The organism is Serinicoccus chungangensis, from assembly GCF_001483745.1.
GTDB lineage: Bacteria > Actinomycetota > Actinomycetes > Actinomycetales > Dermatophilaceae > Ornithinicoccus > Ornithinicoccus chungangensis_A.
The window spans coordinates 79,538-101,059 of the sequence record NZ_LQBL01000005.1 but is presented as its reverse complement, the minus strand read 5'-3'; the positions used below and the strand labels follow the sequence as shown (position 1 = coordinate 101,059).

The 21,522-nt window shown below is 74.0% G+C and carries 18 protein-coding genes; 5 read left to right on the top strand and 13 right to left on the bottom strand.

Features of this window, described 5'->3' with window-relative positions:
* Nucleotides 1-6: 6 nt before the first annotated feature.
* Genes AVL62_RS03460 through AVL62_RS03450 form a run of 3 tightly spaced genes read left to right on the top strand, consistent with a single transcriptional unit; the run spans nucleotide 7 to nucleotide 3,697 of the window.
* Entirely contained in the window at nucleotides 7-576 is a 570-nt protein-coding gene (locus tag AVL62_RS03460) for a 2Fe-2S iron-sulfur cluster-binding protein (protein ID WP_058890285.1), read from the top strand.
* Nucleotides 573-1,586: an FAD binding domain-containing protein gene (locus tag AVL62_RS03455; RefSeq protein WP_058890284.1), complete on the top strand. Its 1,014-nt coding sequence runs from the start codon at nucleotides 573-575 to the stop codon at nucleotides 1,584-1,586. Before AVL62_RS03460 ends, AVL62_RS03455 begins: the two co-directional genes overlap by 4 nt.
* Complete coding sequence (locus AVL62_RS03450; protein WP_058890283.1) at nucleotides 1,583-3,697, top strand: xanthine dehydrogenase family protein molybdopterin-binding subunit; 2,115 nt, start codon at nucleotides 1,583-1,585, stop codon at nucleotides 3,695-3,697. Before AVL62_RS03455 ends, AVL62_RS03450 begins: the two co-directional genes overlap by 4 nt.
* 45 nt (nucleotides 3,698-3,742) lie before the next feature.
* Here AVL62_RS03450 and AVL62_RS03445 read toward each other — a convergent pair whose 3' ends face one another.
* A complete protein-coding gene (locus AVL62_RS03445; RefSeq protein ID WP_058890282.1) occupies nucleotides 3,743-4,048 on the bottom strand; it encodes a YrhK family protein in 306 nt (101 codons plus the stop codon).
* A gap of 157 nt (nucleotides 4,049-4,205) precedes the next feature.
* On the opposite strand from AVL62_RS03445, the gene AVL62_RS03440 reads away from it, so the two are divergent.
* Together AVL62_RS03440 and AVL62_RS03435 are read left to right on the top strand one after the other, a co-directional pair.
* Nucleotides 4,206-4,688 carry a lamin tail domain-containing protein gene (locus AVL62_RS03440; RefSeq protein WP_201023184.1) on the top strand — a complete coding sequence of 161 codons (483 nt, stop codon included), beginning with the start codon at nucleotides 4,206-4,208 and terminating at the stop codon, nucleotides 4,686-4,688.
* A gap of 70 nt (nucleotides 4,689-4,758) precedes the next feature.
* Entirely contained in the window at nucleotides 4,759-5,691 is a 933-nt protein-coding gene (locus AVL62_RS03435) for a DUF5996 family protein (RefSeq protein WP_058890280.1), read from the top strand.
* 496 nt (nucleotides 5,692-6,187) lie between these two features.
* On the opposite strand, the gene AVL62_RS03430 is transcribed toward AVL62_RS03435, so the two are convergent.
* The 12 genes from AVL62_RS03430 to AVL62_RS03375 form a co-directional block, all read right to left on the bottom strand.
* Nucleotides 6,188-6,976 (bottom strand): hypothetical protein, encoded by a 789-nt coding sequence (locus AVL62_RS03430; RefSeq protein ID WP_235585496.1) that lies wholly within the window; start codon nucleotides 6,974-6,976, stop codon nucleotides 6,188-6,190.
* Complete coding sequence (locus tag AVL62_RS03425) at nucleotides 6,976-7,683, bottom strand: DUF2461 domain-containing protein (protein ID WP_083518637.1); 708 nt, start codon at nucleotides 7,681-7,683, stop codon at nucleotides 6,976-6,978. Before AVL62_RS03425 ends, AVL62_RS03430 begins: the two co-directional genes overlap by 1 nt.
* 318 nt (nucleotides 7,684-8,001) lie before the next feature.
* The gene (locus AVL62_RS03420) at nucleotides 8,002-10,842 is read right to left on the bottom strand and encodes a DUF6519 domain-containing protein (RefSeq protein WP_058890278.1); all 2,841 of its coding nucleotides are present in this window, start codon (nucleotides 10,840-10,842) and stop codon (nucleotides 8,002-8,004) included.
* Nucleotides 10,843-10,844: 2 nt separating this feature from the next.
* A complete protein-coding gene (locus tag AVL62_RS03415; protein ID WP_058890277.1) occupies nucleotides 10,845-13,007 on the bottom strand; it encodes a phage tail protein in 2,163 nt (720 codons plus the stop codon).
* Nucleotides 13,004-15,499, bottom strand: a complete 2,496-nt coding sequence (locus AVL62_RS03410) for a hypothetical protein (RefSeq protein WP_058890276.1) — start codon at nucleotides 15,497-15,499, stop codon at nucleotides 13,004-13,006. Before AVL62_RS03410 ends, AVL62_RS03415 begins: the two co-directional genes overlap by 4 nt.
* Nucleotides 15,496-18,012: a putative baseplate assembly protein gene (locus tag AVL62_RS03405; protein ID WP_058890275.1), complete on the bottom strand. Its 2,517-nt coding sequence runs from the start codon at nucleotides 18,010-18,012 to the stop codon at nucleotides 15,496-15,498. Before AVL62_RS03405 ends, AVL62_RS03410 begins: the two co-directional genes overlap by 4 nt.
* Entirely contained in the window at nucleotides 18,009-18,410 is a 402-nt protein-coding gene (locus tag AVL62_RS03400; protein WP_058890274.1) for a GPW/gp25 family protein, read from the bottom strand. The genes AVL62_RS03405 and AVL62_RS03400 overlap by 4 nt, the downstream gene beginning before the upstream one ends.
* Nucleotides 18,407-18,724 carry a hypothetical protein gene (locus AVL62_RS03395; RefSeq protein ID WP_058890273.1) on the bottom strand — a complete coding sequence of 106 codons (318 nt, stop codon included), beginning with the start codon at nucleotides 18,722-18,724 and terminating at the stop codon, nucleotides 18,407-18,409. Before AVL62_RS03395 ends, AVL62_RS03400 begins: the two co-directional genes overlap by 4 nt.
* Nucleotides 18,724-19,215: a phage baseplate assembly protein V gene (locus AVL62_RS03390; protein WP_058890272.1), complete on the bottom strand. Its 492-nt coding sequence runs from the start codon at nucleotides 19,213-19,215 to the stop codon at nucleotides 18,724-18,726. Before AVL62_RS03390 ends, AVL62_RS03395 begins: the two co-directional genes overlap by 1 nt.
* On the bottom strand, nucleotides 19,212-20,357 hold the full coding sequence (locus tag AVL62_RS03385) for a hypothetical protein (protein ID WP_058890271.1): 1,146 nt from the start codon (nucleotides 20,355-20,357) through the stop codon (nucleotides 19,212-19,214). The genes AVL62_RS03390 and AVL62_RS03385 overlap by 4 nt, the downstream gene beginning before the upstream one ends.
* A complete protein-coding gene (locus AVL62_RS03380) occupies nucleotides 20,354-20,659 on the bottom strand; it encodes a hypothetical protein (protein ID WP_058890270.1) in 306 nt (101 codons plus the stop codon). The genes AVL62_RS03385 and AVL62_RS03380 overlap by 4 nt, the downstream gene beginning before the upstream one ends.
* Before the next feature lies 1 nt (nucleotide 20,660).
* Entirely contained in the window at nucleotides 20,661-21,314 is a 654-nt protein-coding gene (locus AVL62_RS03375; RefSeq protein WP_058890269.1) for a hypothetical protein, read from the bottom strand.
* Nucleotides 21,315-21,522: the final 208 nt, after the last annotated feature.

The following is a 21,522-nucleotide window of genomic DNA, read 5'->3' as shown; positions in this document are numbered from 1 at the left end:
GAGGTGATGCACCACACCGCCGGCGTCACCGAGATCTCGACCAAGCTGGTCGTCAACGGCTCGCCGCAGGAGCTCACCCACGACGTGCGGGTGACCCTGCTGGACGCGCTGCGCGACCACCTGGGGGTGACCTCGGTCAAGAAGGGCTGCGACCACGGCCAGTGCGGCGCCTGCACCGTGCTCGTCGACGGCCGCCGCGTGGTCTCCTGCCTGTCGCTGACGGCCTCGCTGGACGGCGCCGAGGTCGTGACGGCGGAGGGGCTCGGGCGCCCGGACGACCTCAGCGACCTGCAGCAGGCCTTCGTCGACCGCGACGCGCTGCAGTGCGGCTACTGCACGCCGGGGCAGGTGTGCTCGGCGCAGGCGATGCTCGCGGAGGCGGCCGCCGGTATGCCGAGCCACGTCACCGACCCGGACGCGCTGGCCGACCCCGACGCGGTCGTGGAACTCACCGACGAGGAGATCCGGGAGCGCATGAGCGGCAACCTGTGCCGGTGCGGCGCCTACGTCAACATCGTCGCGGCCATCCGCGACACCGCATCCGGGCGGGCGCAGACCGGCGAGGAGCGTGCGTGAGGCCGTTCACCTACGAGCGCGCCACGAGCGTCACCGACGCCCTGCGCCGCAGCGTCTCGGCGTCCACCGACGGTGAGCGGGCGGCATACCTCGCGGGGGGCACCAACCTCGTCGACCACCTGCGCCTGGGCATCCGGGAGACCGACCGGCTCATCGACGTCAGCCACCTCGACCTCACCGAGGTCGAGGAGCTCGACGGTGGCGGCGTGCGGATCGGTGCGCTGGCCCGCAACTCCGACGTCGCCGCCCACCCGCTGGTACGGACCGCGTTCCCGCTGGTCAGCGCGGCGATGCTGGCCGGTGCCTCCGGCCAGCTGAGGTCGATGGCCACGATGGGCGGCAACCTGCTGCAGCGCACCCGCTGCGTCTACTTCCAGGACGCCTCGACCCCGTGCAACAAGCGCGAGCCCGGCTCCGGCTGCTCGGCGATCGAGGGTTTCGGCACCTACAACGCGCTCATCGGCGCCTCGCCGTCCTGCGTCGCCGTGCACCCCTCCGACCTCTGCGTGGCGCTCGCGGCGCTGGATGTCACCGTGGTGGCGCAGGGTCCGCTCGGCGAGCGGCGCATCGACTTCGCCGACCTGCACCGCCTCCCCGGCGACCGACCCGACGTCGACACCACGCTGGAGCGCAACGAGCTCATCACCGCGATCGAGGTCGCCGGCCCGCCCTTCGCGCGGCACTCGCGCTACCGCAAGCTGCGCGAGCGCGCCTCCTACGCCTTCGCCACCGTCTCGGTCGCCGCCGCCCTCGACGTGCAGGACGGCCACGTCGCCGACGTGCGGATCGGCCTCGGTGGCGTGGCCCACAAGCCGTGGCGCGCGCACCGGGCCGAGGACGCGTTGCGGGGCGGACCGGCGACGCCCGAGGCGTACGTCGCGGCGATCGACGCCGAGCTGGCGCAGGCCCGGCCCGGGGAGGACAACCGCTACAAGGTGAGCCAGCTGCGGCGCGTCGTCCCCGCCGTGCTGCAGGAGCTCACCCACCACCGGCAGGGGGAGCGCGGATGAGCGAGGCGGCCATGCAGGACGCCCGCGACCGCGTCCGCGTCGACGCGCCCCTCAAGGTGGCGGGCCTCGCGCCCTACGCCGACGAGCACGCGGGCGACGGGGCGCTCTTCCTCGCGCCGGTCCTGGCGACGATCGCCCGGGGCCGCATCACCGGCATCGACGACGCGGCGGCCCGCGCGGTGCCGGGCGTGCGGCTGGTCCTGACCCACGAGAACTCCCCGCGCATCGGCCCGACGCTGCCCACCCTCACGGTGCTGCGCCGGCCCCGGGTGCGCTACCGCGGGGAGATCGTCGCCGCCGTCGTCGCAGAGAGCCTCGCGACGGCCCGGCACGCCGCGTCGCTGCTGAGCATCGACTACGCCCCCGAGGATGCCGCCACCCGACCCGACCCCGACGGTCCGGACGTGCGCGAGCTGCGACGGGTCATGGCGATCTACCCCGGTCGGCACCGGGACGGGGACGTCGACGGCGCGCTCGCCGGGGCCCGGCACCGGGTGGAGGGGACCTACGCCACGCCCGTCAACCACCACAACCCCATCGAGCCGCACGCGGTGACCGCCCTCTGGCACCGCGGCACCGGCCGGATCCCCGGCCCGCGCACGACCCGGCTGACCCTGTGGGACACCAACCAGGGGGTGCTCGCGCCGCAGGGCGTCGTCGCCGGGGCCTTCGGGCTGCTGCCGACGCAGGTCGAGGTCGTCTCGCCCTACGTCGGCGGGTCGTTCGGCACCAAGGGGGTCCCGCACCCGCACACGGTGGCCACGGTGATGGCGGCCAAGCTGCTGCCCGGCCACCCGGTCAAGGTCGCGCTCACCCGTCCGCAGATGTTCGCCGGGACCGGCTACCGCCCCGAGACCCGGCAGCGGGTCGCGCTGGCCGCGGACGACGAGGGGCGGCTCACCGCGATCGACCACGACGTCTTCGCCCCGGTGTCGCGGGTGATCCCCTGGATGGACCCCAGCGCCGGCCCCTCGCTGTCGATGTATGCCTCGACCACCCGGCGCACGGCATACCGCGCCCAGGACCTGGACATCGCCCCGGGGACGTTCATGCGCGCGCCGGGGGAGTACACCGGCATGTTCGCGCTGGAGACCGCGATGGACGAGCTGGCGCACGCGACCGGGGTCGACCCCGTCCAGCTGCGGCTGCGCAACGAGCCGGAGAGCGACCCGGAGTCGGGGAGGCCGTGGAGCAGCCGGCACGTCACGACGTGCCTGACCGAGGGCGCCCGGGTCTTCGGCTTCGAGCAGCAGCGGCGCGGCCGGCGCGAGGGGGAGTGGTGGATCGGGCAGGGGGTCGCCGCGGCGAGCTTCCCGCAGATGTCGATGGGGCCGAGCCTGGCGCGGATCACCTTCACCGGGGGGCGCTACGTCGTCAGCATGCAGGCCAGCGACATCGGGACCGGGGCCTGGACCGTCCTCGCGCAGATCGCCGCGCAGGCGCTCGGGGTGCCGGAGGACGCGGTGGAGGCCCGGATCGGCACCACCGACGCCCCGGTGGCGATCATCGCCGGCGGCAGCACCGGGACCTTCGGGTGGGGCTCGGCCGTCGTCGAGGCGGCCCAGGCCTTCCGGTCCGAGCACGGCGAGCAGCCGGCCGAGGGGGCGACCGCCCGCGCGCGGACGCGGATGCCGCAGGGGGTGCGTGGGGTGACCCGCATGGCCTTCGGCGCGCACTTCGCCGAGGTCGCGGTGAGCGAGGTCTCCGGGGCGGTGCGGGTGCGCCGGATGTACGGCCACTTCGACGGCGGCCGGATCATGAACCCGCGCACCGCCCGCAGCCAGCTCATCGGGGGGATGACGATGGGCATCTCCGGCGCCCTCTTCGAGGAGTCCTACCGCGACCCGCGCTTCGGCCACGTGGTCAACGGCGACCTCGCGGGCTACCACATCGCCGCGCACGCCGACGTGGTCGATCTCGAGGTCGGCTGGGTCGGCGAGCCGGACCCGTGGATGGGCGCCACCGGGGCGAAGGGCATCGGCGAGGTCGGGATCGTGGGCGTGCCCGCGGCCATCGGCAACGCGGTCTTCGACGCCACCGGGGTCCGGCTGCGCGAGCTGCCGTTCACCCCGGGCAAGGTGCTCGAGGCCTGGGAGGCGCTCGGCGGCTGAGGCCGGGCGGCCGGGACCGACGACCGACCGTCGTGGCAGGTCGGCTCAGAAGTCGAAGGCGTGCTCCGAGCCAGCGCCCCCAGGCCGGTAGCGCTGCAGGCGGACGCGGCGGGTCAGCCGGATCACCGGCCGGACGAGCATCTGGGCCGAGCCGATGACGAACAACCAGGTGCCGGCGGTCGCGGTCGACTCGCTGAAGAAGAGGACGCTGCCGACGAGGAACCACACGCCGATGGCCACGTCGTTGGCGATGCTCAGGGTCTCGAAGCGCTGGCGGACCACCAGCTCCTCGCGCCCGAGGTGCAGGACCAGGTCGTCGTCGCCGGAGCCGTCCGGGTGGCGCTGGGTCATTCCAGGGACTCTAGGAACTGTGCCGCCGGTCGGCGAGCCGACCCGCCCAGGTGTCCTCGACCTCACCCGTGCGGGTGGGGGCCGTCACCGGCTACCGTCGGGTATCTTTCTGCTGCCCGGGACTCCGGTGCCACCCACCGTCGTCCCGGAGGTCCTCGTGCCTGCGCTCCGTGCCCGTCCGCTCCCCGCCCTCGCCACCGCGGTGGCGCTCGGCCTCACCCTGGCCCTCGGCGCCGGTCCCGTGCCGAGCGTGGAGGCCGCCTCCGGGCTGCGCTTCACGACCTTCGTGGCGGACCCCTCAGGCAAGGACGACCGCTCCAACGCCCACCTCAACCGCGAGAAGATCACGGTCAAGAACACCGGCCGCAGCACGGTCAGCCTCTCCGGCTACACCGTGAAGGACAAGCAGAACCACACCTTCACCTTTCCGAAGGGCGTCTCTCTCAAGTCGGGCAAGAGCCTCACGGTCCACACCGGCAAGGGGACGAACACCTCGACCCACCTCTACTGGGGGCGGGGCAACTACGTCTGGAACAACACGCCTGGTGACAAGGCCACGCTGCGCAACAGCCGCGGGTCCGTCCAAGACACATGCACCTTCACCGCCTCCAAGCACCGCTCCGGCACGGTGGACTGCTGAGAAGCCTCTGCCGGCGCTTGTAGCGCGGCTGCCGTCGCCCTAGCGTGGAGCCTCTCGGAAAGGGAGGCTCATGAGCCGACAGCCGTGGCCACGCCTGAGGGTGGCCGACTGGACCGACACCCGCGACACCTTCCACCTGTGGACGCAGATCGTCGGCAAGGTGCGGATGGCCTACGCCCCCCTGCTCAACCACTGGTGGCAGGTCACCCTCTACGTCAGCCCGCGCGGCCTCACGACGGGCACGGTCCCGACGCCGGTGGGGGCGCTCGACATCGAGCTCGACCTCGTCGCCCACCGGCTGCGGATGCGGCTGAGCACCGGGGAGGAGGAGGCCTTCGCCCTCGAGCCCATGCCGGTCGCGCAGTTCCACGCACAGACCCTGGCGGCGCTGGAGCGGCTCGGCCTGACGCCGCGCATCCAGGCGACCCCCAACGAGGTGGACCCCGCCATCCCGTTCGCGGAGGACCACGAGCACGCGGCATACGACCCGCAGGCCGCGCACCTCTTCTGGCAGCAGCTCGTGCAGGCCGACCGTGTCCTGGGCGAGTTCCGGTCCCACTTCGTGGGCAAGGTGAGCCCGGTGCACTTCTTCTGGGGGGCCATGGACCTGGCGTGCACGCGGTTCTCCGGCCGCCCGGCGCCCGAGCACCCGGGCGGCGCGCCCAACTGCGGCGACTGGGTGATGGTGGAGGGCTACTCGCGCGAGCTCAGCAGCTGCGGCTTCTGGCCCGGCGGCGGGGAGGAGGGCGCGTTCTACGCCTACGCCTACCCCCAGCCCCCCGGTTTCGAGGCCGCCGAGGTCGGGCCCGAGGGTGCCTTCTGGAGCACCGACTTCGGCCAGTTCCTGCTGCCGTACGAGGTGGTCGCCGACGCGGAGGACCCCGACGCCACGCTCGGGCGTTTCCTGCAGGACACGTATGCCGCCGCCGCCGACCTGGGCGGGTGGGACCGGGCCGCCCTCGAGGACGACCCGGCCCGCTGGCCCCAGCACCGTCGCGGGTAGCCCGCGCCTCGAGGGCGAGGGAGCCGGCGGGCTGGCCGTCGCGGGGACGCTGGTCGGGCCGATGGGCGTCGGCGGGCTGGTCGTCGCGGAGGCGCTGGTCAGGCTGATCATCCAAACCCCACGAACCCCGCCAGCCCCACAGGCCGCACACTGCGGAGACATTGTCATCTGCCGGGGATATATCCCCGGTTGCGGGACATGTCCCCGCACCGTGGTGCGCGAGCGGCTGCCGTGGCGTGAGTGACCCGCCGCGAGGTATGCCGCCCGCACTGTGGCTCCCCTGACCCCTCGGGGCCCTCGCCTGACTCCTCGGGGCCCTGGCCTGACCCCTCGGGGGCCCTCGCCTGACCCCTCGAGGCCCTCCCTGACCCGTCGAGGACCATCGCCAGGCCCCCGCAGAACGCCCCGGAGGGTGAACCGCCGCGGCTCAGGCCGAGGTCGGCCGTCGGCAACCGCTGGAGCTCTGCCCTCGCTCCACGCGGCCGGACGACCGGGCTCAGCCCCGGAACCCCAGCCCGAGGTCGGCCAGCGCGTCCCGCAGCCGCTCGACGGCCACCGGGCCGACGCCGTGCAGGGCTCTCAGCTCGTCCTCGCCGCGGCCGGCCACCGCCTCGAGGCTGGTCAGCCCGGCCGCGCGGAGCGCTCGGGTGGCCGGGGCGCCGATCTCCCGGGGCAGCGGGGTCCCCTCCGGCCGCGGAGCGCGCTTGCGGGGCGGGCCGCCGTGGTCGAGGACGGCCTCGCCGCGCGGGGAGAGACGGTAGCCGATCGCCAGCGACTCGGTCAGCCCCTTCTCCTTGAGCTTGCGGACGTCGGCCTTCCACGGGGGGGTCTCCCTCCCGAGGCGGGCGGCGAGCTCGGGGGCCCGCACCTCGGGGTGGGCGTCGATGAGCTCGAGGGTGGCGCGGGTCCACGGGCCGTGCGGGGAGGCCGCGTCGAGCCGGTCCAGCCAGGAGCGGAGGCGCTCGATCTCCGCCGCGTCGGGGACCTGCTCGCGCAGCTGCGTCCGGGGGTCGGGTCCGGCATACCTCAGCCCGACGCGGTATGCCGTGCCTCCCGGCCGCGCGGCGAGGCCCTCCCTGAGCGCGGTCAGGCTGGCGACGCCGGCCCGGCGGGCGTCCTCCGCCCGCAGCGCGGACAGGGTGACCGGCTCGACCGAGGTGACCTCGACCAGCCCGACGGAGGTGCGCATCCGGGTGCCGACCCGCACCCGCGGACGGTGCCACCGGCGGAACGCGAGGTCGACCTCCCCCGCCCGGATGGCCGCGAGCTCGGCCGGGCGGATCATCACGGCGGGCCCCCGGCGACGTCCCGCCCCGGGTCGAAGGTGGTGCTGCCGTCGGCACCCTGTCCACCCACCGGGCCGGGGTCGGTCGCGGCGAGCCACTCCACGAGGGGCCGGACCTCCCCCCAGCGGGCCCGCACCTCCTCAACGAGGCGCGGGGTGGTGACGACGTCGCCGTCCTCGACCCACGTCATACAGGTGAGCGCCTTGTGCCGGAGCAGCTCGATCCGCTCGTGCTCGCGGTCCCACCCGCGAGGGGCGGTCTTGACCTGCTCGCCGCCGATCTCCCACCCACCCGCGCGCAGCTCCCCGACGAGCTGCCACAGCTGCTGGCCGGTGGCCGGGGAGTCCACGGCGGCGCGGTAGGACCGCAGCCGGGCCGGGTCCATCCGGTAGGCGCCGCCGCCGAGCATGAGTCCGTCGGCCGAGACCTGCAGGTACCACCCGGTCGACTCGGCGGCCGCGACGTAGGCACCCTGGTGGGTCTTGTAGGGGGTCTTGTCGGGGCCGAAGCGCACGTCGCGGTGCGGCCGGAAGAGCTTGGCCGCGCCGAACTCCGGCTCCAGCTCGGCGAGCAGCGCCTCCATCGGGCCGCGGACGTGGGCCTCGTAGTCGTCCTTGTGCCGGGCCCAGAACTCCTTGGTGTTGTCCTCCTCGAGCCGCGCGTAGAAGTCGGTCGCGGCGTGCGGGATGCCGGTGAAGCTGACCATGCGACCAGTGTGCCCGGTCGCGGCCGGCGTCGCCGGTCGCCGAGATGCGATCGTCCGGGGGAGGAGTCGCGCGGGGCCGGGCCCTCGACGTGCGAGAGGGCCCCGCCCCGGGCCGGTGGGACACCGCCCCGCGTGTCCAGGGGTGCGCCGGACGCCGAGGCGGCGACGCGACGGACTCCGGCGCCTGCCCGATCAGGACGCGCGATGTCGTGAGTCCCCCCCGCAGCGGGGCGTCACGGCTGCCGGGAGACGTCGTCGCGGTGGGGCTGCCACGTGCTCCGCACGATGGACGCAGCGTGGGACCCGCCCTGGAGCTGCCTAGCTCACGCCGCGGGCCACCCGCACGGTCACGGGCTCACCGGGCACCAGGGGCTCCCCGGCGGCCGGGGTGGTGCCCAGCACGGTGCCGCCCCGCACCCCTGGCGCATCCTCCTCGACGACGTCGATCCGCCACCCTGCCGCCTCGGACCGGCGCCGCACGAAGCCCAGCGTGCGGCCGGTGAAGTCCTCAATCGGCGGGATCCTGGGGCGGAGCCCAATCGAGAACCACACCTCGAACCGCCCGCCCGTCACCTCGTCGGTGGTGGGGAGCACCATGACCGGCCCCCCGTCCCCGGCCTTGACGTCGATGTGCCCGTTCAGGTGCTGCTCGGGGTTGCCGAGGTCGACCACGAGCCAGCCGTCCACCTGGAACCATGCGGTCGCGCCCAGCTCGGGGTTGGTCTGCAGCTGCTCCTCCCACTGCCCCAGCAACGCCTGCGCCTCTCGGCTCGGCGCCCACCGCAGCCGTCGTCCCTGGACGGACATGGCGCCATCGATGGTGAAGCGCTGCCGGAAGCCATCGTCGCCCATGGGCCGCTCGACGATGAGCCGGCCGACCGGGAGGTCGTCGACGGAGGCCGGGTCGGCCTCGCCGTCCAGCGTCAGGTCGATGCCCTTGGTGAGTTGCCGCGGACTGATCAGCGAGCCCAGCTGCAGGTCCAGCTCACCACCGACCCGGATGCGCTCCACGTGCAACCCGCCCGTCCGGCCGCCCGGTACGTCGAGATGCGCGGAAACGACGATCGGGGCATGGTCGTCGAGCAGGATGCGCAGGGTGTCGCTTTCCGACTGGTCCGAGCCGGGCGTCAGATCTGGCTGCCAGACCAGTGCCAGCACCCCCGCTGCATCGACGGTGCCGGAGATCGACTGTCCGGCAGACGGTCCGAAGGAGCCGCTGGCGGGAGTGGTGCCGTCCGGCACCGCCTGGACGACCGCACCCGCGGAGCCCCGCACCTCCAGCGTGGCCTCCACCGGTCCGCAGGGTGAGTCGACCACGATCCGGACCAGCTCGGGCACGACGGCGCCCGGGCGTCGCACCCGTTGGCCGTCGCCGCCGAGGAGCCGCGCCATCGGCATACCGGCGAGTCCGTCGAGTCCGCCCTGCACGGTGGAGGCGTCCGCGAGATCTCGGCACGGCGCCTCCCAGGCGACCTCACGGGCCACGCTCAGCCGCCCGGTGACGACGATAGGCACGTCCACGCCGTCGGCGACGTCGTCGAGCCGCTGCGCGGTGAGGGTCTGCGTCGTGGGCCCGGAGGGGTCCAACGTCCAGCGGACCTGGGCCAGCCCCTCGGTGTCCGTCGCCACCACCACGGGGGACCCACCCCCGGGAGTGACACCGCCACCGGACGCGGTGAAGCGCACCGGCTCGCCCACGACCGGCACCCCACCCCGACGCACGACCACGCGGACGGGCTCGTCCAGCTCGTCGCCGGGCATCGCCTCCTGGCCGTCGCCTCCGACCAGGTCGATACTCGTCAGCGCGGTCAGGGGAGGGAAGAGCGTGCGGCAGTCCGCATCCAGCGTCCAGGCGCCACTGCTGCGCTCGAGGATGCCCAGCGGTGCGCGGTGATGCACGGTCCCTGCCGGTGGCTGGGGCCGAGGGGTGCCGCCGTCGCTCGGCCAGTCGATGGTGCCCTGCCTCGCCGGTGTGCCGTAGCCGAGGCGCACCGTCCGCGCCGGGATCAGCCAGTAGTCGCCGACCGCTGGCTCTCCGTCGGCCAGGAATCGCACCGTGATCCCGCCCTCCAGCTCCTGGGTCGCGGTCGACAGCGCACGCGGCCCGCCGTCCCACCGGCGGACGACGGGGGTCTCGCCCAGGGCCGCCACCGACGTGGGGGCGTCACCGGACCACGCCACGTGCATTACCAGGTCCACCACCGGGCCAGCAGTGGCCAGGAAGCCGGGCAGTCCGCGCAGCTGTCGATCGGCGGAGGTCACCTCGATGAGGTCGCCCTCGCGGATCGAGAGGGTCTCGTCGCGTCCCACGCGATCGACGGTGAGCGTGGCGTCCATGCCGGGCTCGGGGCTGGGGGTCATCCCCAGCAGACCGGCCGTCACGGAGCCGTTCTCCCGAGACCAGACATATCTCGGTGTGGCGCCCGCCTCGATGATCTCCACCCGGTACAGCTGGTTCTCCAGCAGGGTGTAGCCGCCGCCGCTGGAGATCTCGCACGGGTCCGCCGCCCGTGCGGCCTCGCGCAACCCGGCCGCCATCTCGCGCGGCACCCTGGGGCCGGCGTCGACCTGCGAGCACACCTCCGCGTCGATCGCCTCCAGCCGCACCTGCCACACCGTCTGCTCGCGCACCGCCGTGTCCGGGCCGCCGAGCGCGGACTCCCGCAGCGTGGGGTCCTCGTCGGCGCTCACCATGCGGTCGAAGACGTCGAGGTATGCCGCCCACCGGCCGTCCCCGCCGGTGGGCTCCGAGAGCCCCGGGTCGGCGGCCACCCCTGCCCCGATGGTGCGCAGGTGCGGTTGGTCGGCCAGCGGCCAGGCGCCGGCACCGGCAGGGTTCTCCGGGTCGGGTGTCGACTCGGCGAGGATGCCGGCGACGTAGTAGCGCCCTGGCGTCACCCCCAGCCGGTCCCACGGCACCCCGACCGGGGTCGAACCGTCGGCGACGTCGACCAGGGCGAACGGCCCTGCACCGCCGTCGGTGGGCAGCGGGCCCCCGACGGGTCCTACCACGTCGACCGTGCGCACCTCGTCGTGGTGGGCCGCGATCGATCCCTGCTCGTTCCACTCGGCGTCCAGGAGCACGCGACCCTGTTGCATGACCACCGAGCGGTAGCCGTGCGTCGGGTCGAAGGTCCATCGGGACAGGTCAGCCTTCATCGTCAGCTCCCAAACAATCCGATCTGCATCCCGGCGGGCAGGTACGGCTCGACGAGGCGGCGGGCCGCGTCGAGGCGCACCGGACGCCGGAGGTGGTGGTGGACGCCCATCTCCGCCCCGAGCTCGCCTCCCCGACGCAGCACCTCGGCTGCGCCGGGGGCGAGGCTGGCGAACCAGGGCGAGCCGGGGTCGAGCGAGACGTAGCTGGGCGTGGGCGCCACGACGGCGTCCTGCGGTGGCACGCAGCGGTAGCGCCGCGGGGTCCGGCTGCCCGGTGCGAGATAGCTGTAGCGGGCGCAGCCGACCTGCCGGTCGACGATGTCGACCACGCCGTCGCACAGGCTGGAGGTCACGGCCAGCGTCCGGGCACCCACGTCGCCGAGGATGGTCGATCCGGCGATGTCGAGGTGGGCGACCGGGGCGTCGATCGCGGCCCCGCCACCGCTGATGGAGGGGTGGACGACGCTCTCGCCGAGGCGCAGCTCTGGCACGGTGGCGGCCAGGAGCACCGCACCGACGACGCTGCGGCGGAGCGTGACGACGCACGAGCGGTTGGGGTCTGCAGGGCTGCCGTCGACCCGGATCTGCCCGGCGACCGTGCACTGGCTGATGGTCAGCGAGCCCAGGTCGCCGGGCTGCACGATCACGTCTCCGTCGATGATCAGCCCGTCGAGCAGCAGGCTCGACCCTGCCGCGCCGCTCACGGTCAGGTCCCCGGAGATCGTCGGGCGCAGCCCCTGCGCGGCGTAGACCCCAGGCACCGGGGGCAGGATGTCACCGAGGATGGTCTGTCGACCGGCCCAGTGCGCGGCCACCAGCACGGCGCGCGACTCGGCGGGGATTGTCAGGCCGACCGACTCGACGTAGCGGGCGCTGTCGCCCACGGAGACGACGTGGGTGCCGCCGCGCTCGGCCGGGTCCGCCCAGGCGGCGCCCACCTGGCCCACCGCGTGAGCCAGGGTCGGGCTGGTGCCGACGACGGCCGACCCGGCCAGCACCGGCTGCTGTCCGGTGACGGTGTCGCCGCCGGTATCGGTGTCGCCGACGAAGGGGTCGGCCGCCAGCGCCGCGTCGTGCTCCAGGGTCCGGTCGTAGGGGCCGGCGCCGACATCGGCGACGCTGCCACTGCCCCAGTCCACCACCACGTCGGTGGGGGTGCCGGCCACGCCGTCCTGCACGGTGTGCAGCACTCCGCGCACCGCGTCCACCGTCACCTGCCACCCCGGGAGCGGGCCCCCGGCGCCGTCGTCGGCCAGGTCCTCCAGCCCGCAGACCCGGATCCGGTCGGCATCGAGCTCCACGCCGTCGACCTGCACCGCCAGCGGCAGCGGCTCGCCCGGCGCCAGCGACCGGGCCGCCTGCAGCGCGGCCAGCAGGCGTCGCGGCCGGACCGGCACCGCGAGGTCGGCCTCACCGGCCAAGTGCTCGATCCCCTCCTCGACGGCCGGTCGGGCGAAGAGCGGACCCTCCCATCCGAGCGGGTGCGCGAACCACTCGTCGCCGACCGCGCGGGCGGGCAGTCGCACACCTTCCCAGACCCGCAGCGGGGTGACCACTACCCCGATGTGGGGTATGCCGTAGCGACCGTGACCGCCCCAGGGCCCGGGTTCGACGGCCCTCACCTCGGCGGTGTGCGCGTGCTGGCTCAGCCAGCCCCCGGTCAGCGGCGACGACTCCGTCTCGGCGTCGGCCGCGCGCCGCACCGACGCCCAGGTCGGCCGGTCCGGTCGGGGGTAGCGCACGTGCGTCGTGGTGCCGAGCAGCCGGTAGAACTCCACCGCCCGCGCCGGCCACCCGGTGACGTCCCGGACGACCTGCTCCAGCACGGCGACGGTGCCCTTGCGCTGCCGGTAGGCTACCGTGTTGGCGACGATGGTGCGACGGCTGACCCCGGCTCCGCTCGCGGCCCCGAGGTCGTCGGGGAGGCCGACCAGGCCGACGAGATCGGCCAGGTAGGGGACGGCCCAGTCCGGGCAGGTCTCCACGAACCAGGAGTCGTACAGCATCTCCAGGTCGCGTTCCACGACGCCGAGCTCACCGGCGACGGCCTCCAGCAACGCCCGCAGCAGGCCGCCGGACTCCTCGTCGCGGGCCAGCACGTGGGCCGGCAGGCGTGCGGCCAGGTAGTCCGCCCGGTCGGCGCGGCGCTCGGCGAAGGCGGTCATCGGTCCACCGCCACGGCCAGCAGGTGGTCGCGCAGGGCCAGGGCCTGCGCCGCGACGAGGCCACCGGCGCCCGGCCCTACGCCGGCCCAGCGCGCAGGCGCGGCGACGAGCAGGTCCGGGTCGGCCCCGGGCTGGCTCGGCATGGTCAGGGTCGGCATGGTCACCGTCGTCACGCCCGCGGTCTCGGCGGCCACCACGAGCAGCGCCGAGGCTGCCAGGGGTTGCGCCAGATCTAGACCGCCGTGGGCCGCCAGCAGGGCGGCCCGCACGTCCGCCAGCACGGTCTCCTCCTCGTGCCGCGGGTCCACCTCGATGCTCAGCGTCGCGCCGATGTCGATGACGTCGCCGGGCAGCACCACCCGGACCGCCCTCTCCTCCCGTGCCGCGTCGATGGTGTCCCGCAGGTCGGCCACGAGTGACGTGGAGGCGGGGGCGAGTGTGGCGTCCAGCACGGTCAGGACCACGGCCTCGACCTGGCCGGTCCAGACCAGGTCGGCGCGCGCACGGCCCACCCCGGAGTAGCCGCGGGCGAAGTCGGCGTAGTCCTCGACGCTGACGACCCGGTCCAGGGTGCGGATGCGTTGGGGGGCGTTGGTGCGGGCCTCGTCCAGGCCCTCGGGCGGTGCCCAGTCGCGGGTGGGCAGCAGGTTGCTGATCGCCTTGATCCCCCGCGGCTTGCGCATCGGAAGACTCACCTGCCCGGCGTCCGCGGCGCCGTCCTCGCCGATGCCCACGCGGTAGGTCGCGGTGACGTTCTCGACCCCGGTGGGTAGCCGAGCACCGTGCGTGCCGTTGCCGAAGGTCACCGAGGTCGAGCCGTCCTCGGCCTGTCGGCTCGTGTAGGCCTGGTCCGAGCGCCCGGCCTCCAGCAGCGACTCCACCGGCGACCAGGCGACACCCTCGACCCGTACGGTCAGCTCCGGAGTGGCTCCGGTCGGGTCGGTCGTGCTGCGGACGTGGGTCAGCGGTGCGCGACGCAGCGTCACCGTGGGGAACTCGACACGGCCGTCCCCGCTGCCGAGGGCCTGTGCGACGGTCTCGCCGTGGGTCGCGAGCACCACGTTGCCGCGGACCGTCACCGACCCCGGGTGGTAGCGGTGGCGCAGCGGTGGGTCCACGGTGAGCTCCAGGACGCCCGGCGCGTGGGCCGGGCCCGCAGCCGCCGTGCTGACGGCGGTCACCGTGGTGGCCTCCACCTGCCGCGTGCCGTCCTCGGTGATGCCCTCGACCAGCACCCATCGGTCGGCCTCGAAGGCGGGCTCCGTCGAGGTCACGGCCAGCGTCGTCCCCGGCGTGCCGTCGTGCGCCGCTCCGACCAGCTCCAGGTCGGGCCGTCGGAGCGCGGGCAACAGGCGGCTCACGCCCAGCACGATCGCCTCGTGCCGGTCGAAGTCGTCCAGGTGGTGGGTGACGTCGACGCCGACGCGGGTCACCTTGCCGGCGATGCCGAACTTCGCGGCACCGGACGGGGTCACCGAGGTGATCTGGTAGGACTCGGTGCGCCCCGGCTGGTCCAGCACCAGCCACCCGCCGACGGCCAGCTCCGGCACGTCGCCGTCGATCTCCAGCACCCGCTCCGCCGCGTCGATGTCCCAGTCGTCCCACTGGCCGGCATGGTCGTCGTCCAGCAGCTCGGGGGCCGGGGAGGTCCAGCCGAAGAGGTTCAACCGCCGGGTCAGGTGGTGGACGACGAGCTCGTCCTCGGCGACGAGCGGTCGCGCGCTGGTAAACCCCACGCCGCGGTCGAGCTGCAGCCGGGTCCAGCCGACGGCATACTCCGGGTCCGTGGTCACCTCGACCACCCGGCGGACGTCCCACTTCTCGTGGTCCGCGGAGTGCTCCTCGGTGGAGGTCACACCGCGCCGTTCGGAGCCCACCACCAGGATGTGGTCGTCCACCCGCACGCCGGTGGTCGTGCCCGCCAGCCACAGCGTGTCGGTGCCGTAGGGGATCTCCTGCGGCACCGAGACCGCCCCGGACAGGGCGTTCCAGGCGCCTCGGGCCTCCAGCGGCTCGGAGGTCTCGAAGATCTGCGGCAGCTCACCGGGGGCAGGGATCGTCTGCACCGGGGTGCCCTCGGGCACCTGGACCGCCTCGGGCGCCCCGGCAGCCGTCTCGACCTCCACGACCAGCTCGACCTCGGCGCTGACGCCGGGCCGCAGCTCGTAACCCAGGGTGCGGGCCAGCTGGCGCACCGAGTCCCGCTCGGTCGCGGTCCGCAGGAAGCCCTCCTGGGCGATCCGCTCGGTGTAGAACGACACGATGTCGGTGACGACGCCCCAGGAGTCCAGCAGCGCGATGGCCGGGTCGGTGGTCGCGTCGTGCGCGATCGACCGGATGGGCAGCGGTTGCGCGGGATCTGCGAGGTATGCCCGCATTCGCGCCAGGGCCTGCCCGTGGGGAGCGGCCCGCCACCGCAGCGAGCGCTGCCCTGCGGGGTTGGTGACGGCGGGTGGGCCGCCGTCCGGCGTCGTCGCCTCGTCCACGCTCATGTGCCACCTCGCACCGTCAGCTCGAGCCGCCCGTGCTCGGGGTTGCTGGGATCGCTGTCGCAGCGCAGCACCTCGCGTGGGCCGGCCTCGATGACTCCCGCGGCGAGGGTGTCCGCAGCCGCCGAGGGAGTGGCGGTGGCCCGCGAGAACGCGCTCACCTCGACCCAGGCGACCCCCTGCACCCCCATGGCCGTCGCCACGACGTCGGACAGCCTGACCTGCTGTCCGAAGGTGAACCGGTCCACGTGGAAGAAGCCGGGGCTGCCGTCCTCGCGCAGGCCGCTGGTGAAGGCGCGACGCAGCGCGGCCTCGGTCGGGGCGTGGGGGGCATCCCGGTGCAGGCAGGCGGTGAGCGCGATGCTCAGGGCCACCATGAGCGGTCGCTCCAGCGTCACGTCGATCCCCGCCATCCGCCGCACCTCCAACGCGGCAGCGACGTCCTGCGCCACGGTCGGGTCGTCGGCATACGCGGCGACCGGGTCCAGGGTGACGGCCTGGGTGAACCAGGAACCGCTCCAACGCCGCCGCGCCACGGCGCGCTGGACGCCAGGGTGCTGCTCGGCGACGGTCGCGTAGTCCGGCGAGGTCACCGCCCGCAACTGCGTGCGGAAAGCTGCCGGTGCGAGCTGCACCACGTCCTCCATCGGTTCGGGGTCGGTGCCCCCCGTCGCGGGGACCGGGTTCCACACCTGCACCGACAGACCCCCGAAGGGATCCGTGCCGTCCGGGGCCGCGAGGCGTCGGACCAGCCGGTCGGCAGCGAGGTTGCCACGCCGCCCGCCGCCGCGCCGGTAGGACGCCGCGAAGGTCGTCCCGACCGCCGGCCGCCGCCCGGTCACGCCGTCGCCGAAACGCAGTCTGGCGACGCCGCCCGGCTCCGGCTCGACCACGAGGTGGGTGTCCAGGCGGCCGCTGGCCAGCAGGTCGGGCCTCGGGGTCCAGGTGTGCTGCCCGTCGTCCAGCTCCAGCCAGGGCAGCGCGGCACGCGGGTCGGGGTGGAGGAGCTCGGCGGCCGGGGCGTCGGTGGGGTAGGCCCGGTCGACGGTGGCGACGGTGGGATGACTGACCCGGGGCCAGTAGGCGCTCATGCCCACCGTCGGCGGGACCAGCGGCTGGCGCGCGACGCTGGCGCCGTCGTCGGCGGGCACGACGTTGCCCAGTGCCACGGCCACCGGCTGCGCGGCGCCGGGCAGGGTGACCTGCAGCGGGCCGGTGAGCGCGTCGGCCACGGACCAGCGCAGCTCCCACACCCACAGCCCCGGCTCGAGCACGTCGTCGTGGCGCAGCGGGTCGCTTGTGAGGCGCACGGGGTAGCGCCGGTTCGGGTCGCCCTGGGAGACGTCACCGCCGACCGGGCGCTCGGCGAGCACCAGCAGGTCACCCGAGGCCAGCTCGGGGTCCACGCCGACGGCGGTCACGACGTACCCGGCGGTCGCCCCGGGCTCCAGCCGATGGTCCGAGTCGCCCCAGGCGTGCAGGGGTATGGCGTTGCGGGCGGGGTGCAGCGTCGCTCCCACGGCGGTCTCGAAGACGGTGCCCCCGACGTCCGCGGCATCGGCGGCGGTGACGACGTCGGCCGCCGCTGGCAGGTCGGTCACCGCGACCCCGGCGGGGACGGTGAGCGCGCTCGGCACGTCGAAGGACAGCAAGGTCCGCGCCGAGCAGCCCTCGTGCATCGGGTAGGCGAGCAGTCGTGCGTGGCGGCGCACGGAGGTGCGCCGGCGCGCCGTCGGGAGGTATGCCTCGGCGGCGACGGCATCCTGCCAGCCGGCCAACCGGTCTCCCACGGCGGCGAAGAGCTCGACCATCATGACCCCGGGGTCGGCGGGGGAGCGGTCGGTCCACACCGGGAGCACCGTGGACAAGCGGTCCAGGAGCCGCACCCGCAGCGCCTCGTAGTCGCGAGCGAGGTAGTCACCGGGCAGCAGGTCCTCGACGACCGGGACCGGCGTGCTGGGCAGGGCGCAGTCGTCGTCGGCCGGGCAGTCCACGGTGAAGCGCACCGGGGAGACCGACAGCGGCAGGTCGATGCCGAGGGGGGCGCCCTCGCCGCCGGGGCCCACGAGCCGCACGCGGTAGGTGGAGAAGTCACCGCTGGAGGAGGTGCGCAGCACGAAGGCGCCCTCACGCCGGTCCTCGGGGACGGTCGCGGCGACCAGGTCGCGGTCGGCGGCGGTGACCTCGGGCAGGGCCACCGGCGGCTGGCCCGAGGCCCCAGCGATCCGCACGGCGTCGTGCGCCCAGAGCACCTCGACCGGGTTGAGCGACGGGTCCTCGCGGACGCCGCCGAGCACCCGGACCTCGCTCGTGCCCCAGCCGGTCGGCACCGGGCCGTTCACCAGATGGACCACCAGGGTCCGCTGCGGAGGCGCCCCCGCGACGTGTCCGGGTTGTCCGACGTGGTTGGACAGCACCTCCACCCGGTCGATGCCGTCGATGTCGGTGCGCCCGCGGATCAGCGAGCGACGGGCCTCCAGGCCCACCTCGGCGAGCAGCGGCAGTTCAGTGGTCATCCGCCGACACCTCCGCTGACCTGCATCGAGCGTGGTTGATCGGCCATGCGGTGCAACGGCCGGTAGACCACGGTGACGTCCAGCCGGCCCTCGTCGGCCGTGACGCTCACGCGCTCGACCGCGATGAGGTCTCCCAGCCACTGCTGCAGGGCCCCCTGCACCAGGGCCTGCGTCGAGTCCGCGAGGGAGTCCCCGGAGGGAGCGAAGACCAGACCGGCCACCCCGCTGCCGAAGGTGGGGCGGTTGATGCGCTCGCCGGGCTGGGTGAAGAGGACCTGCTCGACCAGCCCGCGCAGGTACTGCTCGTCGTCGGCCCGGGCGGTGCGGCCCCGCCCGTCCAGTCGGAGCGGGAAGGCCAGGTGCCGTGGGGCGTAGGCCCGCTGTGGTGAGGTGGTCATGTCGCCCGCACCCGGGTCTGGGTCGCCGTGGCGAGCAGCGGCACGCCGGTCGGCGCGCAGGTGCCGGGGGCGGCCATGATTGCCAGGGGCATCCCCATGCTGGTGACGCGGGTGGTGCCGGTGGTCCACAGCCCGGTGACGCACGGGCCTCCGCTCGCCGGCAGGTAGGGGCATCCGGCGACGGCGTACGGCGTCACCTGCTGGATGCTGGCCGTGCCGCCGAGCTTCACCCGCGGGTTCACGGTGGTCGGGGTCCCCCGGCCCTGGTGCGCGCAGGCGACGCTGGCGGTCTGCGTGAGCAGGAAGCCTGGCATCACATCACCTCCAGGGCGCCGTTGTTGACCGATACCGACAGTGGTCCGAGAGCGATCTGCTGGGTGCCCAGGCTGATCGTCAGGCCAGCCGGGCCGGCCTCGATGGTGGCGTCGCCGAGCGGGGTGCTCGCCGTGATGGTCAGCATCCCCACGAGGTCGTTGATCTCGATGGTGGCGGTGTCGGTCTTCAGCACCTTCATCCGCTCGACCGGGGGCACCGCAGGTGCCTGCGCGACACCCCAGAAGCACCCGCCCAGGATCGGTTTGTCGGGGTCGCCGCCCTCGAACTCGACCCACACGTTGGTGCCGTTGGGAGGCACCATGAACAGGCCCACCCCGTCACCGGCGTAGGGCACGCAGGGCATGGCCCAGCTCATCGTCCCGTCGCCCAGCACGGCCGGGCACTTCACCTGCACCCGGCCCTGGCCGAGCGGATCGAGGGAGCTCTCGACGGTGCCGCGGTACTTCCCGTAGAACCCTGACCCGCTCATGAGACCTTCACCACCGGGACGGTCGAGCCGTAGCCCTCGCGGCCCAGCGTGAAGTCGGCGGTGTATCTGCCCGGGCTCAGCTGGTGCACGACCTGCTGGACATACCACAGGCCGTCGTGCGACCAGCCCGCACCGCGCATCCCGACGAGCCCGCGCGGACGGAGCACCGCGCCATAGACGGCACCGTCCAGTCGACCGGTGCCGGTCACGCAGTTCATCGCCGCGTCCGTGCGGGCCTGGGCGTTCGCGAGGGCGGTCACGGCGCTGATGCCGGTGTCTCGGTAGGCGCGGGTGCGGACCGACGGGGCGTGCACGGCCCAGACCGGCATCGCGGCCAGCGGAGGGCGCGTGACCGCGAAGGTCCGCACCGGGATGACCGCACCGGTGCGCGGGTCCTGCACCTCGCCGTCGACCACCTCCGGGCCGAGCACGTCCTCCCGGAACGTCGGTGAACCGATGACCGTGGTGTCCGGCCCGAGGTCGACCGACAGCGCCTTCTGCGGTGCGCCGGCGCGGACCGGTGGGCCCCAGTAGAGCGTGCTGACACCCGGCACCGGGCCGGGATCGACGTAGCAGACGAAGCCGTTCGCCGCGGCGAGCTGGTGGAGGTGCGCCCAGTCGGTGCCCTGCTGGGTGGGTGTGCGCTCGATCGGCAGTGGCGGTTCGCTCACCGGGGGCGGGATCACGGAGGGGATGAGTCCCTCCGCGGCATACCGGGCAGCGATGGCCAGCACCTGGAGGTGGTCGGTGAGCCCGACGTGCTCGGCAGACACCTCGTGCCGGTCGAGCAGCAGCGACAGGTCCTGCCCGGTGATGCGCACGCTGGCCTGCGTCTGCGCACTCCCGGGGACGTACTCCGTCTCGGTGACGATCCCGTCCATGAGCACGTGCGGGACCACGCCCAGAGTCACCATGAGCACGACCCGGTTGTTGGCCCGCAAGGGCGTGCGTCCCAGCACCGGCGTGTCCAGCGCCGCCAGTGGCCCGCTGCGTCCGGCGTCGAGGGTGATGGTGAAGGCGGAGCGTCCTTCGTCGGACTCGGTGACCGTCACATCCCGCACCCGGGCGGTCAGGTCAGGGGTCAGCGGCATCGGGATGCTGGGACCGGCGAGGATGGTGAGGCGGGTGCCGAGAGCGCTCATACGCCACCCACCCCCGGCGTGGGGATCCGCAGGTCTGTGCCGACGGCCTCGTCGCCCACGAGGTCGTCGGGGTCGAGTGCGGCGTTGGCGTCGGCCAGCCGCCAGCCGCCGAGCGCATCTGCGGTGTAGGCGTGGCTGACCAGGTCGAGCCGGTCCCGGGGAGCGACGGTGTGGGTGGCCAGGGTGGTCAGGTCGCGCGGGTCGGGCAGCTGACGGCGGCGGTAGTACCGCACCCGCCGGCGGGTGCCGTCGGCCTGGGTGACCTCCAGCTCGGCCTGGGGGACGTGGTCGTAGCGCCCCATCTCAGCCGCCGATCGAGACGGAGGCAGCGGCGCCGGCGGAGGCGACGGCGTTGACCGAGGCGAGGCTCTCCTTGACCACCTGGTGGGCGATCGACAGCGCGAAGCCCGCATCCGTGGGTGACAGGTCGCTCGCGGTGAGCACGGAGAGGTCGACATCGACGCTGGCCCGCAGCGGGGACAGGGCCGGGGAGTATGCCTGCTCCCGGATGGTGAGGCTGGTGACCGTGACGGGCACGATCTTGGTGGGGCCCAGGACGAGCACGGTGAGCGGGCCGTCGGGCGGCAGGATCTCGATGGTCCCCGCGGCCAGCAAGGCCGTGTTGGCGATGGTGGTGGCGGTCGGCGGGTGCAGCAGCATCTCCAGGCTGGCCAGGCGTCCGGCGACGCCCGTCGTGGCGGCAATCGGGTCGCCCACCTCGAGACCGTCGGTCGCGTCCAGGTCGAGGGTCATCGAGATCGTCTCGGAAGGGCTGCCCCACAGCCGTTGTGCGTTGGAGGCCCCCGACCCGCCGCTGGGCGCGGCACGCGGGATGACGGTACGGGTGACCTCGTCGGGGTTGTACTGGAAGAGCACGATCCGGGCGAGCGGGTTCGTCGGTTCGACGCCGATGATCGCGCCCGGCACGGTGCGTGCCGAGCCGGGGAAGGTGCTCATGCGGCCCACCCTGGGCCGGCGGCGTCACTGCCGTGTCACGGAGGCGTCACGGGCCGTGCCGGGGAGCGTGGCACGGCACGGGTGGACCCGAGGTATCTCCCGGCCGGGCGAGTGCTCTGAGCGGACACCACCCGGAAGGGTGAACCCACTTCGCCCTGTTCACGACGACGCACCTGTGGCACGGTAGTCGCTCACAAGCATGGCTCAG

What these genes read in the sequence shown, in the direction of transcription:
- AVL62_RS03460 (WP_058890285.1), top strand. Translation starts at nt 7, where the DNA reads ATGCACCACACCGCCGGCGTCACCGAGATCTCGACCAAGCTGGTCGTC.
- AVL62_RS03450 (WP_058890283.1), top strand. Translation starts at nt 1,583, where the DNA reads ATGAGCGAGGCGGCCATGCAGGACGCCCGCGACCGCGTCCGCGTCGAC.
- AVL62_RS03445 (WP_058890282.1), bottom strand. Translation starts at nt 4,048, where the DNA reads ATGACCCAGCGCCACCCGGACGGCTCCGGCGACGACGACCTGGTCCTG.
- AVL62_RS03435 (WP_058890280.1), top strand. Translation starts at nt 4,759, where the DNA reads ATGAGCCGACAGCCGTGGCCACGCCTGAGGGTGGCCGACTGGACCGAC.
- AVL62_RS03430 (WP_235585496.1), bottom strand. Translation starts at nt 6,976, where the DNA reads ATGATCCGCCCGGCCGAGCTCGCGGCCATCCGGGCGGGGGAGGTCGAC.
- AVL62_RS03425 (WP_083518637.1), bottom strand. Translation starts at nt 7,683, where the DNA reads ATGGTCAGCTTCACCGGCATCCCGCACGCCGCGACCGACTTCTACGCG.
- AVL62_RS03420 (WP_058890278.1), bottom strand. Translation starts at nt 10,842, where the DNA reads ATGAAGGCTGACCTGTCCCGATGGACCTTCGACCCGACGCACGGCTAC.
- AVL62_RS03415 (WP_058890277.1), bottom strand. Translation starts at nt 13,007, where the DNA reads ATGACCGCCTTCGCCGAGCGCCGCGCCGACCGGGCGGACTACCTGGCC.
- AVL62_RS03410 (WP_058890276.1), bottom strand. Translation starts at nt 15,499, where the DNA reads ATGAGCGTGGACGAGGCGACGACGCCGGACGGCGGCCCACCCGCCGTC.
- AVL62_RS03405 (WP_058890275.1), bottom strand. Translation starts at nt 18,012, where the DNA reads ATGACCACTGAACTGCCGCTGCTCGCCGAGGTGGGCCTGGAGGCCCGT.
- AVL62_RS03400 (WP_058890274.1), bottom strand. Translation starts at nt 18,410, where the DNA reads ATGACCACCTCACCACAGCGGGCCTACGCCCCACGGCACCTGGCCTTC.
- AVL62_RS03395 (WP_058890273.1), bottom strand. Translation starts at nt 18,724, where the DNA reads ATGCCAGGCTTCCTGCTCACGCAGACCGCCAGCGTCGCCTGCGCGCAC.
- AVL62_RS03390 (WP_058890272.1), bottom strand. Translation starts at nt 19,215, where the DNA reads ATGAGCGGGTCAGGGTTCTACGGGAAGTACCGCGGCACCGTCGAGAGC.
- AVL62_RS03385 (WP_058890271.1), bottom strand. Translation starts at nt 20,357, where the DNA reads ATGAGCGCTCTCGGCACCCGCCTCACCATCCTCGCCGGTCCCAGCATC.
- AVL62_RS03380 (WP_058890270.1), bottom strand. Translation starts at nt 20,659, where the DNA reads ATGGGGCGCTACGACCACGTCCCCCAGGCCGAGCTGGAGGTCACCCAG.
- AVL62_RS03375 (WP_058890269.1), bottom strand. Translation starts at nt 21,314, where the DNA reads ATGAGCACCTTCCCCGGCTCGGCACGCACCGTGCCGGGCGCGATCATC.